At 51.0% G+C, this 12,918-nt stretch carries 9 protein-coding genes; 2 read left to right on the top strand and 7 right to left on the bottom strand.

The window, feature by feature from the left end; all coding sequences use genetic code 11:
• Window positions 1–28 precede the first annotated feature (28 nt).
• The 3 genes from BFC18_RS07225 to BFC18_RS07215 all read right to left on the bottom strand — a co-directional run bounded on the left by BFC18_RS07225 (window position 29) and on the right by BFC18_RS07215 (window position 5,852).
• Window positions 29–1,651, bottom strand: coding sequence for a carboxylesterase/lipase family protein (locus BFC18_RS07225; RefSeq protein WP_070125082.1), 1,623 nt, complete (start codon window positions 1,649–1,651; stop codon window positions 29–31).
• A gap of 81 nt (window positions 1,652–1,732) precedes the next feature.
• Window positions 1,733–2,833: an alpha/beta hydrolase fold domain-containing protein gene (locus BFC18_RS07220; RefSeq protein WP_070124778.1), complete on the bottom strand. Its 1,101-nt coding sequence runs from the start codon at window positions 2,831–2,833 to the stop codon at window positions 1,733–1,735.
• Between the two features lie 151 nt (window positions 2,834–2,984).
• Entirely contained in the window at window positions 2,985–5,852 is a 2,868-nt protein-coding gene (locus BFC18_RS07215; RefSeq protein WP_083272956.1) for a TonB-dependent receptor plug domain-containing protein, read from the bottom strand.
• 450 nt (window positions 5,853–6,302) lie between these two features.
• On the opposite strand from BFC18_RS07215, the gene BFC18_RS07210 reads away from it, so the two are divergent.
• Complete coding sequence (locus tag BFC18_RS07210; protein ID WP_070124777.1) at window positions 6,303–7,145, top strand: shikimate dehydrogenase family protein; 843 nt, start codon at window positions 6,303–6,305, stop codon at window positions 7,143–7,145.
• A 72-nt stretch (window positions 7,146–7,217) separates the two neighbouring features.
• On the opposite strand, the gene aroQ is transcribed toward BFC18_RS07210, so the two are convergent.
• The 3 genes from aroQ to BFC18_RS07195 all read right to left on the bottom strand — a co-directional run bounded on the left by aroQ (window position 7,218) and on the right by BFC18_RS07195 (window position 10,063).
• Window positions 7,218–7,649 carry a type II 3-dehydroquinate dehydratase gene (gene aroQ, locus BFC18_RS07205; RefSeq protein WP_070124775.1) on the bottom strand — a complete coding sequence of 144 codons (432 nt, stop codon included), beginning with the start codon at window positions 7,647–7,649 and terminating at the stop codon, window positions 7,218–7,220.
• Window positions 7,650–7,711: 62 nt separating this feature from the next.
• Complete coding sequence (locus BFC18_RS07200) at window positions 7,712–9,046, bottom strand: MFS transporter (RefSeq protein ID WP_083272955.1); 1,335 nt, start codon at window positions 9,044–9,046, stop codon at window positions 7,712–7,714.
• A 111-nt stretch (window positions 9,047–9,157) separates the two neighbouring features.
• Window positions 9,158–10,063 (bottom strand): LysR family transcriptional regulator, encoded by a 906-nt coding sequence (locus BFC18_RS07195; RefSeq protein WP_070124774.1) that lies wholly within the window; start codon window positions 10,061–10,063, stop codon window positions 9,158–9,160.
• Between the two features lie 145 nt (window positions 10,064–10,208).
• Here BFC18_RS07195 and BFC18_RS07190 point away from each other — a divergent pair, with 145 nt between their 5' ends.
• On the top strand, window positions 10,209–12,089 hold the full coding sequence (locus tag BFC18_RS07190) for a bifunctional sugar phosphate isomerase/epimerase/4-hydroxyphenylpyruvate dioxygenase family protein (RefSeq protein WP_070124772.1): 1,881 nt from the start codon (window positions 10,209–10,211) through the stop codon (window positions 12,087–12,089).
• On the opposite strand, the gene BFC18_RS07185 is transcribed toward BFC18_RS07190, so the two are convergent.
• On the bottom strand, window positions 12,086–12,829 hold the full coding sequence (locus tag BFC18_RS07185) for a DUF6776 family protein (protein ID WP_070124771.1): 744 nt from the start codon (window positions 12,827–12,829) through the stop codon (window positions 12,086–12,088). The two genes, BFC18_RS07190 and BFC18_RS07185, sit on opposite strands and share 4 nt — an antisense overlap.
• Window positions 12,830–12,918: the final 89 nt, after the last annotated feature.

Below are 12,918 nucleotides of genomic sequence, written 5' to 3'. Positions count from 1 at the left end.
AACAGCGGCATCTGCCGCTGTTTTTCATTCAATCCCTTGCTCTCGGCCCTTCTTTTGCCGGTGCCGGCGGCGTCATCATTACCGGATTATCTGCGTAGAACGTCATGTCTTCAGCATTCGGCCATGGCACGGTTTGGAAAATGCGGTCTCCACTACCCCACATCACCACCTTTGGTGAATCCGGGCTGAAAGGTGCCCATTTTTTGCCATCCGGCAAGGCTGGCTTACCGGAGCGCGCAAATGAAACGATAGCCTGTTGCATGGCGTCACTGAGCGCACGGTCGAAAGCCGTGTAGGTGCGGGTTTCGCGGTAAATGTTCAGGGCATCCAGCGTACCCAGCCAGTAAGGCACGTCAGCGGTGTGATACACACCGGCCGTCTTCGGATCATGATCGGCAAAGGTGATCCCTGCAGTATACGGATGCACTCGTGCAAACACATAAGGAAATACCGGCGATGTCAGATTTTCCGTTTGTGCCTGTGACCAACGCCACATACTCAGCCCCAGCGTGCTGTCCCGGGCCATATCTTTACCGGCACGGATTGCCTCTGCATCGGTGTTGATTGCAAAACGGCTAAGCAGTTCATCTGCCTTACCGGGATAAAGTTGATTCACCAGCGCGGTTAATTCAGCTTTCGATTTTACGCCGCCCAGCGGACTGAAACCTTCATCGCGGGTAAACCCGATCATAACCGGTATATCGCTGCCTGCTTTATCTGCAAATAATGCAGCAGGCTGAGCAGGCAGCACGTACCCGTCGACAACCGGTCCGGCCTTGAAGCTGCCTGAACAACCTAACTGACAATCCCGTTGCGCTTTTAATATCTGATCCGCAGAGATGTGCCTCAGTGCATTGATGTTTTCAGCCTTGAAATGCGACTGAATAGCTAAACCTGTTTGCTCAGCATCCTGTCGGGATGTCATAGGAAACATAAACGCCGAACCGCTCATCCCCACTGCTTTACTGATTAAACCTTTGCCAAGGGGGCTCAGCTGCAGATACGACACAGACGCTGAACCGGCAGACTGACCGGCAATAGTCACGTTATCCGGATCGCCGCCAAACTGCTTGATGTTCTGTTTTATCCAGCGTAGTGCGGCCAATTGATCCATCAGGCCGTAGTTGCCCGGTGCGCCGTCAGGCGACTGTACGGTTAATTCAGGGTGAGCCATAAATCCTAAGATCCCCAGGCGATAGGCAATACTGATGGTGATCACGCCTTTTTCTGCCAGCGGCTCGCCGCCATAAATGGCCATGGAAGGTGAACCGATGGTGAAGCCTCCGCCGTGGATCCATACCACCACAGGCAAACCGTCATCGGCCTTTGCCGCTTCAGGCGCCCAGATGTTCATGTACAAACAATCTTCACTGGTAGCTTCGTGGCTGAAGTAGTGATTAATGTTGCTGTTACGCAACGGCTGAATGCACTGTGGCGCCATGCGGTCAGCATGAAACAGTCCCGGCCAGTTGACCGGCTGCGGTGCTTTCCAGCGCAGTTCTCTCAGTGGTGCCTGCGCGTAAGGCACACCAAACCAGGCCTGTACGCCTGATGGCAGCACTTTACCCTGCAGTTTTCCGCTTTGCGTTGTAATGATGTCTGTGGCTTTGAGTACCACAGGCACTTCTGCCAGCGCGGCGCTGCTAGCCATGACAGCGGCCAGCGCCAGCCACCCAACAAGAAAGAGAGCCCGGCTGGTGATCCGTGTTAAAGGGAGAATTAAAAACATACCCTACTGCCCCAGATGTTTATCGAAGAAATCTGCGGCAATGCCATACCCTTCCTGAGATTCTGGAAAATCAGGGTTGGTCATAAAGCCGTGGTACAAACCGTCATAAATAAGCAAATCGCTTTCCACACCAGCGGCCAGTAGCTTGCGGTGGCTGTACGCCGCGCCGCTCATGAGAAAATCCCGGGTACCGGTAAAAAACAGAACCGGCGGAAATTGAGCCAGTTTAGTTGCATCGTTCAGCGGGGCTGCGATGAATTGTGTGGTATCCACACCGTCAAAGTAAGACATACCGCCTCGCGGCGCTGGCGCAGTAACCGGCTTCATATCTGCTTCGATATTGGTAATGCTCAGCTTACCGGTAAACACCGAATCGCCTGACGGCGTCATGCCAAGTCCCGCGCAGTAGACCCCCAATGCACCGGGAACTGGCCGTCCGGCTTCAATCAACATAGCAGTGGTTTGTGACACCAGCATGCCGCCGGCAGAACATCCCACCATACCAATATTCTCGGGCGGTACCTCTTTAGATACAACATCCCAGACTTTCAGTAAGTCTTCACTGGCAGCCGGAAAGCGGTGTTCCGGACCCTGCCGGTACAGAATAGATATCACCTTCACTTTCATTTGTGCCGCGACAGGAATACTGATCAGCAAACCGTTGGCTCTCACGCCGGTGCGAAAGCCCCCGCCCGGCCCGTTCAGAATAAGCCGGTTTGCATTCTTCTCAGGCACGCCACCTTTAGGCGTAATAATAGCGGCAGAAATACCGTTAATCGTGGTTTCCTCAATGTCTACGGGAAACACCGACTTCATATGGTCCACGTAGGGTTGAAGATTGTTGTTATACACCTTACGGATTTCTTTGATATCGGTGATATCAGACGGCAGCGGCATGGGTGCACCCGGCCCTTCGGTTGCGCCGCTGCGTTTCAGTACTGCCTGACCACCTTCACTTAAGGCATCAGGTAGCGGGACAGAAGCGTTATGAATTGTAATCGTGCCTGATGTATCTAATTGCGTTGTCATCTCTGCGGCCCGGGTTGATGTCACGGCAGACAGAGCAAGCAGTACAGCTAAATGACGAATAACAGAAACTTTCATTTCGTTCTCCTTGTTATGAAAAAACACTACCGGAGAAGACACCGCTTCTGCCGGTAGTGGCACATCTGCGAGAACAACAATCCCAACCTCGCATAAAACAAAACCTGAAAAGCAAAAAGGCAGCGCTGATTAAACGCTGCCTTTTTCAGGGTCAGAAGGACATGGTGGCACCGACAAAGTAAGAACGGCCAACGATGTCGTAGCTTTCGTTATCAGTGATACCGGGCGTTCCGGCCACCACCAGCGGATCTTTATCGAACAGATTGCTGATACCGCCACGCAGATTGATACTTTCGGTGAGACGATAGCGTCCTACCAGATCAAACTTGTTGTAGCTTGGCACACCCGGTACCGTACTGGCGGTATTCGTGAGCGTGCTGCGATCATCCATGCTGTCGGTGAAGCGCCAGCGCAGGGTCAGGCTCATAGCATCTTTCTCGTAGCCAAAGCTGGTCTGCGCCCGCAGTTTAGGACGTGGCGTTGTCATAAAACCGATGGTTCCCGCTTCATCCACACCTTCATCGCCCGGCAATGTCACCACTTCATAGGAGTTCACATAGGTGATAACCGAGTGCACAGAGAAGTCACCGGCACCGGTAGACAACTTATAGTTCACCTGGAAATCCATACCGTCGGTCGCAAGTTGACCAAGGTTGAAGTAAGGCGTTCGTACCAGTTCCAGATAGCCGTCCTGATCCCGCGACAACAACTGACAATAGGCATTATCAGTGGAATAAGTCGGGTTTGAGCCATCCAGGTTGTGGCATTTATTGATAGCGGTAAGCCCCGGGACTGCAGAAATCACATCTTCAATTTCGATGGAGTAATAGTCTGCGGACAGCACCAATGTCTGATTTGAACCAAACTCTGTATTCCATACCGCGCCCAGCGTGTAGGTATCAGCGGTTTCCGGTTGCAGTTCGATGTTGCCCGAACTTAACGTTGCCGTTGCTGTAGTGGGAAATAAATAGTTGTCTACGGTTTCAACCGGGATCCCCATGGCGACACACAGGCCTCGAAGCTCGCCGCTAGTGTCTGCCGCGCGCGCAGCGGTGCGCACATCGCAAGGCTCACCACCGGAAGGCGGATTACCAAACGTGACCTGGCTGCCGGTGGCGGCGCTGAACAGTTCGTTGATATTCGGCGCACGGATAGCACGCTGATAACCACCACGTACCATAATTTCATCCGTGGCATGCCACAGACCATCCAGCTTGTAGGCATTCACGGTACCTGAATACTCGTAGTCAGACATACGGTAGGCCGTACCGATTTCAAACGAGTCAGTTACCGGAATAATGAACTCCGCCGCCAGCTCGGTTACATCTGAAGAACCGGCAGATGGCTGCGCCGCGATGACCGCCTGCACATCCTGTTCAGCCAGCGCTTTATCAGGACTGAAATAATACTCATCGTTGCGGTAGTTCGCCGATGCCGAGAACATCACATCACCGGCAGGCAGTTCAAATAAGCTGCCCTGCACCACCACATCAAAGGCGGTACGCTGTAACTCTTCAGTGCTGTGAGTATCACCACTGATGTACGACTGACAGGCGTCCGACATACTCAGCACATTTGCCAGACCAAAGGGGTTATACCCGCCGGCACAAATACTGTCTCCACCGTCAGCAGCGTTAAACAGGGTTTGTACACGGGATAAGAACACCGCATTGTGCTGAACCTGGTTGTGACGGGAATTGTCCCATGATACCCAGGCATCAAACGTCCAGTCGCGGAATCCGGTATCCCCTTCAAGGCCCACTATGTATTGTTGGGTCACATAGTTTTCATCCCAGCTTTTTGCCGGTGTCATCACGTAACGGGCATTGTAAGAAAACGGTGCCGTCGGATCGGCACGGGATGCCAGTAACGTGGATAAATCGTCAGGAATAAACGGGTTAGTTACCGGAATCGTTGGCGTACCGAACTGGGTCAGCGTGCCACCTGAGTTGGTCACTGCCGTATGGTCAGTAAACAATGCCTGCGCATAACCGGTAACGGCAGGTGAAAACTCGTAATCGAAGCGGGCAAACAGGTTTTTACGGTCGGTTTGCGGACGCAACATGCCCTGAATCTGTACCGGCATACGCACGTTGCCATTCACAATGCGGTAGTCGCTTTCATCGCTGCCCATGTAATTCACGGCGCCGGTCTGACTGAACAACGAACCGTCATCATTGAAACCCAGGTTATTGTTATTAGGCACAGAACCATAACCGTATCCGGCAAACATGGCATCCACCACGGCCTGGTCAGGCAGATTGGTGGCAGAAGGAACAAAGGTACCTGTGCCGATATATGAGGAAGGGATCCCCAACTGGAAGAAATCAAAGCGGTCTTTGCCGTACAGTGCATCCTGACGGGCAGAGCTGACAGAGATAAACAGGCTGCTCTTCTCTGTGACTGCACCGGCCGTTACCGAGGCATTGTAACTGGCATAGTCATTTTCCATGGAGTTGCCGTACTGCACATCCACGTTCACGCCTTCAACACCCCGTTGCGTAACAAAATTCACAACACCTGAAACCGCATCAGAACCGTATACGGCCGAAGCACCACCGGTAATCACTTCCACATCGCGCACAACAGAGGTAGGTAACACATTGGTATCTACCACGCCTGACGAGCTTGAAATGGGCAGACGGCGTCCATCCAGCAGTATAAGGTTACGGGTTGCGCCCAGACCACGTAAGTCCAGCAGCGCACGGCCGCCGGTACCCTGGCCACCTGAAGAATCGCGGGTGAACTGGGGCATTTCATTCATGGTGGCTTCAACATTCACCTGACCGGTATCTTCAATAAATTGCTCACCCACCGTCATGATCGGGCTTGGCGCACTTTCATCCCGGCGGGCAATACGGGAGCCGGTTACAACAATTTGTTCTAGATCGGCAGATTGTTCTGCCTCATTGTCCTGTGCAGTAGCAACAGCGGGGCACATGGCCAGCAATACGGCTGATGCCAGAAATTTGCGGTTAAACCGGGTGACAGGCTGTTTTGTGTTATTTGTTTTTTTCACGGGTCTCTCTCCTGTTAAGAGATTGAGTGTTAACAGTAATGCGTGTGCAACGACCTGTTGACGACGACGAAGTAATTATTCAGGTGCTGTTACAAATTTAAAATTACCAATAGATAACCAAGGCATAACATTTTGTTAACCATGTAAAGAACTTTTAGTTAATTCAAAACGTTGAGATCAGCGAAATAGCTGTTCAAAGACAGTGACAAAGAAAAACAGGAAGGCCAGAATAAGGAAATAAATGCTGATAAATCATAGCCAAACAACACCACAACAATATCAAAATTAGACTTATGGCTAACAGGCCACGGATAAGCCGCTCACGGGTAATTAACCCATTGTTATAGTCATCACAACTTTAGATAATTTACAGAAGCCCGCAAAACGTAATTTAATAACAAAATCATAACAAGTTCAGTTTGTAACCAGCGTTACAGGATTGGTGAAACAATGACATCGAAGTTGGCATTAATGGGCGCGCACATCAGCCGCTCAAAAATGGGAAAATTGCAGGCGTATCTGGCGCAGCAAAATGGTATCAGTATTGATTACGGTTTAATTGATGGCGAAATACTGCCGGACTTTAATCCTGAGGGCTGCGTAAAACGTCTGATCACTGAAGGCTATCACGGCATCAATGTGACCCACCCTTATAAGCAGTCAGTATATCCGCTGGTGAAAAGCCCGCTGGCAGAGGGTCATGAAAAAATTGGCTCTTACAATACCCTGCGGTTCACAGAAGATGGCATCCTGGGGGCCAACACCGACTACAGCGGATTTAAGCAAGGCTATCTGTACCGCCGTGGCGACAAATCTCCGGGCAAAGTACTGGTTTGCGGTGCAGGCGGCGTGGGCAGAGCCATTATGTTTGCGCTGGCAGAACTTGGCGCAGGTCATCTTTATATCAGTGATATTAATACTGCAGCCGCGCAGGCCATGTCTGATTTGCTGGTTAAGCACGGACATTCCGCCAGTGCGGTAACGCCGGATGAAGTTAAGGTGTTACAGAACAAAGTAGATGGTCTGGTGAACTGTACGGCGCTGGGCATGTACGGTAAGCCCGGTACACCGTTTGATTTAACCGCCCTGTCCTCTCCGGAATGGGCCTTTGATGCCGTGTATGTGCCATTGAAAACAGACTTCATCAAGGCGTGTGAAAGCGCAGGCTTACAGTGTGTATCCGGTTTCGATTTATGGATTTTTCAGGGGATTGATGCGTACAACCTGTTCTTCGATGCCAGCATAGCCGCCGCGCCTGCCCTCATTAACGAAGCATTGAGCTGGCTGGATTAAGATTGCCTATCCTTCAGTAGCCGGCCTTTGCGCCGGCTTTTTTAATTGTCAATTGTGCGAAAGGTGCCCGGCTTAGGAGGCTTGTGCTACTACTGCATCTAATGCGAGACGATAACCCGCAGCCCCGAAACCGGCAATCACACCGGTAGCCACATCAGATAAATAAGTGTGGTGACGGAAAGGTTCTCTGGCGTGGATATTAGTGAGGTGCACTTCGGTGAAGGGCACTTCGCAGCTCAGCAGCGCATCCCGCAGCGCAATACTGGTATGCCCTAACGCTCCCGGGTTAATTATAATACGCTGATATTGTTGTCTGGCAGCGTGAATAGTATCTATCAGTTTACCTTCACAATTCGACTGAAAATGTGACAGTGCCACGCCTTTCTCTTCTGCGTAAACAGTCAGCTCCGATACAATATCCTGCAATGAGGCATTGCCATATTTTTCCGGCTCCCGCATACCTAACATATTCAGGTTCGGGCCGTTAAGCAGCAATATTTTCATAGGTTTCTCCTGTAAAAGACGCCGGAACACGACTGCTCCGGCAACAGAAAGGTCCGGTTTCGTCAGTTTGCGAAATCGCTGTCTTTGATCAGCAGCGTCAGCAACCCGGCCAGCACAACAGGAATAGTGAACACTATAAAGGTGGTAGAAAGTCCGGCACCGGATTGCAATAAGTAACCACCGGCGAAGGGCCCGATCACCGCACCGGCGCGCCCTGCCCCTACAGCCCAGCCCACACCGGTAGCACGGATCTCAGTGGGATAAAGTCTGGCCGACGTTGGCCAGAAGCCGTTGAAGCCTCCATTCAGTGTGACCCCGAGGATATACGCGGTGAGCAGAATCATTGAAACGCCCATAGAGATATTGCCGAATACCATCAGGGTGACGGCAGCCAGCACGAAGAATGTAAAAATCATTTTCTGTAAGCCGAACCGAACGGAAATCCAGCCAAGCAAAATGCTGCCGGTGAAGGATCCCAGATTATAAGCCGCACCGGCAAAGATACCCTGCTCCAGCGGTAAGCCGGCATCCACGGCAATTTTAGGGATCCAGCTGATAATGAAATACAGTGTGAAGAAGCCGAAGAACACGCCGCCCCACAGCAATAAAGTAGGCCTGGCCCGCCCGTCAGTAAACAGCTTTTTCACCGATGTGCGTGCACTGTCTGCCGGTGCCGCCGGCAAAGTGGCAAGGGGAGCAGCCTTCAGTTTCACCAGAATACGGTTGATGTTATCAAGCGCATTGCCCGGCTGACGCTTAAGCAGGAACTCCGGCGACTCAGGCATGAAGAAATACACCACCGGCACCATGAGCAAAGTGACAACACCCGAAATTTCAAACATTACCCGCCAGCCAAATTCAGGGATCAACCAAGCTGAGGCGAATCCTGTTGCCACCGCACCGATGGGATAGCCCGCCTGCAGAAAGGATACACAAAGATTCCGCCGTTCACGGGTGGCAAATTCACTGGTCATGGTAGCCATACTTGCCAGTATCGCGCCTACTCCAAGCCCGGTCACTACTCTGGCAGCCACCAGCTGGGGCAAAGACTGTGACCAGCCGGAAAACAACATGCCGGCACCAATGGTGGTCACGGCAAACAGAATCATCTTGCGCCGGCCAATCACATCAGCATAAGGGGCAATGAATAAACATCCGAGGGTCATACCGATGAGGGCGGCACTGAACACGGCACCAAGTACAGCGGGCTCAATGCTCCACTCCTGTGCCAGAACCGGCGCGGTGTAAGACATTAACACCACGTCCATGCCATCAATCATATTAAGGGTAAAACAAATCATGACAACAAGAATTTGAAGAGGCGCCATTTTGTTATTTTCGAGCACGCCGCGAAGATGCGTCACACTTTGCTCATAATCATTCGTAACTACAGACATAAGGACCGATTCCCAAATGTTTATTTTTGATTAATATTTCGTTAAACCGTGTTGTTATCCTAAGTATTCAGCTCAGAGTTACAATTACTCTGACGTCGGTACACTATAACTTTAAGTTAACAGGCTGGTGTGGATCTCCGCGAGCTTGCTCTGCGCCGTCTCAAAACAATTGCGTAAGTGGTTAGACATAGACACTTCATTATGGCGAACAAAGTATATGGATTGCCTGACATCACCCAGGGGCACAGATACCAGGCCGGGATAACGCCCGGGTATAGCGGTATATTCCAGCGCAACGGTTAACCCCAGACGCTGCTCAGCCATGGCACAGGCATCGTCCGCATAGCGCACCATCACCGCGGTCTGTGGCTCTTTACCAATTTCTTCAAAGCCATCACGGATTGCCTGACCCAACAGAGTTTCAGGGAAATAATTGACGATGGGATGGCCGGCGATATCCTCAAAAGTAAGCTGTTCGCGGGATGCCAGCGGGTGATCTTCCGGCAGCACCACCTGCAGACGCAGATGGGTGGAAGGATCGGCCTGAACCAGCGGATGGCTGACTTCCCCGAGAGCGATAGCAAAGTCAATGCGCCGCTGACTCACATATTCAGCCATGGCCTCGTTGGGCAGGGTCTCCAGTTTAAGCATGACATCCGGCATGACTTTTTTAATTTCAGCAAACAGCCAGGGGGCGACCACATTAGACAGGCTGGGCGTGCAGCCTATGTGAAATTGCAGATTATCGCCGCGAATAATGCGTCCGATGGTATCCTCCAGCCCTTCAATACGCTGGTAAATCGGTTCAACTTCACGAAACAGTTCCAACCCTTCCGGCGTGGGGATCAAGCGCCCTTTACTTCGCTCGAACAGGGCTATGCCCATCTTGTATTCCATGTACTTAAGCAACCGGCTGATACCGGGTTGAGACACATTCAATATTTCCGCAGCACCGCTGATTGTCTTGGCAATCATCACGGCTCTGAATACTTCTAACTGACGAAAATTCAAATTCACTTCGTCACTCCTTACAGGTTACTTAAGCGACACAGATTAACATGAAGTTATACGATACGGACAAGCAGATCTTTTACAAGCGCGAAAACCATTTTTAACATGAATACTGAAAAATTGTCTCTGTCTATGAAGTGCCGGATTATTTATGAAACACTCTATCGCCTCAGTATGCCTGTCAGGTAACCTGAAACAGAAAATTGAAGCCGCTGCCGCCGCCGGATTCCGCGGCATCGAAATATTTGAAAATGATTTGCTGCTGTACGATGCCTCTCCGGCCGTTGTGCGGCGAATAGCAGAAGACAACAATATCGATATAATTGCGCTGCAGCCTTTCAGAGATTTTGAGTGCATGCCCCGTCAGAACATGAAGAAAAACTACGACCGGGCGGAAAGAAAATTCGATACCATGGCAGAGCTGAACACCGACACATTGCTGATTTGCTCAAACGTGTCGCCGGCCTGTGTGGACAACCCTGCCCTGGCCGCAGAGCAGTTTAACCGGCTGGCCGACAGTGCCGCTTCCCGTGGCATCAGGTTAGGCTACGAAGCGCTGGCCTGGGGCCGTTACACCGCCGATTTCACCGCCGCATGGGATATTGTGAAACAGGCTGATCACCCTAATCTGGGCATTATTCTTGACAGTTTTCATATTTTCGCGCGGGGTCGAGACCTTTCTGCTATCGCAGAGATCCCGGGCGATAAAATCACGCTTGTTCAAATTGCCGATGCGCCCTGGCTGAAACTGGACGTACTGCAATGGAGTAGGCATTTCCGCTGCTTCCCCGGCCAGGGCCAGTTTCCGGTAGTGGAGTTTATGCAGGAGGTCGCAAAGACCGGCTATGATGGCTACGTTTCTCACGAAATTTTTAACGACGAGTTCCGTTCCACCCCCACCCAAGATACAGCGCTGGACGGTAAACGGTCATTACTCTGGCTTGAAAATGAAATGGCAGGCCGGGCACCGGATATCGTTGCGCCGGAGATAGCCGAAAAGGCCATTGCGCCACCTCAGGCTTCAGTGAGTGATGTGGAGTTCATTGAATTTGCCACTGCCGGCAGTGCCCGGGACACCTTTTTAGAGTTGATCAGCGCTCTGGGTTTTCAGCAAACCCACCAGCATAAAAGCAAGGACGTTGCCCTGTTCCGCTGCCAGAACGTAAACTTCATCCTGAATCAGGAGCCGGACAGTTTTGCCCAGAACCACTTTCTGGTTCACGGCACTTCTGTTTGCGCCGTGGGATACCGCACAGACAATGCACAAAATATGGTGTCACGGGCCAGCTACTTTAAATACTCCCGTTTTGAAACCGAAGCACGTCCGCAGGAAATGCAGATCCCGGGCATCAGGGGCATGAACGGGGAATTGGTTTACTTTGTGGAATCAGGAAGCGATCACCGCCGATTTTATGATGTTGATTTTATTCCATTGGAAACCAGCGCCCCGGTCAGTAAAGCGGCGATGCGTGTTGATCACATCACAAGTGGTATTTCTGAGTCGGAATTCTTGTCTACGTCGCTGTTTTACCGCGTACTGTTTGCTCTGAATGTGGATCAACCACAGGATCTTATCGACCCTTACGGCTTGATTGTTAGCCGAACGGCCACCAGTCAGAATAAGAAAATCCGCCTTCCCTTTAATATGTCACGTAGCGGCAACTCTTCTACAGAGCAATTTCGCCGTCGCCATGGCGGTTCAGGGGTGCAGCATATTGCCATTCACTGCGACGATATGCTGACGTACATCGAACATGTGGACCAGAAATACATTCTGCAGATCCCAGAAAACTATTACGATGACCTCGAGGCGCGTTTTGACTTAAGCCCCGAACTGTCAGCAAAAATGCGCAAATATAACTTGCTGTATGACGAGAGCCCTACGGGATACTTCATTCACTGCTACACCATCGATGTTAATGGCTTATTTTTTGAAATTGTTCAGCGTCATCAATATGGTAATTACGGTGAGGCCAACGCCCATGTCCGGATTGCGGCGCAAGTTACCGCAAGACAGAAAAATCAAAATTAGGCATCCTGACTTCCGGCATTTACCGGCGAGTCGAATACGTCAGACCAATTCAGACTATTGAAGTATTCGCCTCGCTTGGTTTTCCACTGAATGACATCAGTAGTGAAAATAATTTGCTCGGGAACAAATCCCGCCGGCAGCGTAAATTCCAGATCAACCGTTTGAAAATACTTGAAACCCCATTTCACCGGGCCTGAAGGAAACGTTTCGGTGTCGGAGGTAGAAACCTCATGGGGAACACCGTCCAATGCGCCGCGAACGGTTATACCTAATTCACCTTTCAAAATTGTTTTGTTTTCATTTTGCTGCAGTAGCACCGCAGTGAGCCGATAACGGTTATCGCTGGCGCTGGCGGCAACCTGCACACCGTCGATGAAAAAACCGTCCTGAGTGACTTCCGGGGCCACCACCCGTTGATAAAAGCTTAATCTGTCTTCCAGTGCTCGGTTTTGCTGGAGTTGTTCTTCCAGGCTTTTCTTCATCGCAGCCACCGAGTTATCCGCGAGTATAGCCTCAACCTGTAACTCGCTTACTCGATTCTTTAGTGTTTTATTCTGCTGTGCTAGAAACGCAACCGATTCCGACTCGCTGGCCGACGCCTTTGCCCCCTCATCCATTTCAAAACGGGCAATCTGATAGCCAAACACCAGCATGAGTATCAACATGGCAACGCAGATCACGGTAAAACGGAAATGCCCCCATTTTTCAACCAGTTCAGCTCTGTTTAACGGAATTTTCATACTTTCTCTTGTTAATTTCAGTCAATTTCCAGCCACATATGCTGTTAGGAAAAGCAGTGACTTATGGTAGGATAACGCTATTGCAAAAG

The sequence above is a fragment of the Alteromonas confluentis genome (assembly GCF_001757105.1).
In the GTDB taxonomy this organism is placed as follows: Bacteria; Pseudomonadota; Gammaproteobacteria; order Enterobacterales; family Alteromonadaceae; genus Alteromonas; species Alteromonas confluentis.
Note: the sequence above shows the minus strand (reverse complement) of the source record. Positions and strands in the feature narration are given on the sequence as shown.

Excerpts from the sequence above, each read along its gene's own strand:
- BFC18_RS07225 (WP_070125082.1), bottom strand. The coding sequence starts at position 1,651 with ATGGCTAGCAGCGCCGCGCTGGCAGAAGTGCCTGTGGTACTCAAAGCC.
- BFC18_RS07220 (WP_070124778.1), bottom strand. The coding sequence starts at position 2,833 with ATGAAAGTTTCTGTTATTCGTCATTTAGCTGTACTGCTTGCTCTGTCT.
- BFC18_RS07210 (WP_070124777.1), top strand. The coding sequence starts at position 6,303 with ATGACATCGAAGTTGGCATTAATGGGCGCGCACATCAGCCGCTCAAAA.
- aroQ (WP_070124775.1), bottom strand. The coding sequence starts at position 7,649 with ATGAAAATATTGCTGCTTAACGGCCCGAACCTGAATATGTTAGGTATG.
- BFC18_RS07200 (WP_083272955.1), bottom strand. The coding sequence starts at position 9,046 with ATGTCTGTAGTTACGAATGATTATGAGCAAAGTGTGACGCATCTTCGC.
- BFC18_RS07190 (WP_070124772.1), top strand. The coding sequence starts at position 10,209 with ATGAAACACTCTATCGCCTCAGTATGCCTGTCAGGTAACCTGAAACAG.
- BFC18_RS07185 (WP_070124771.1), bottom strand. The coding sequence starts at position 12,829 with ATGAAAATTCCGTTAAACAGAGCTGAACTGGTTGAAAAATGGGGGCAT.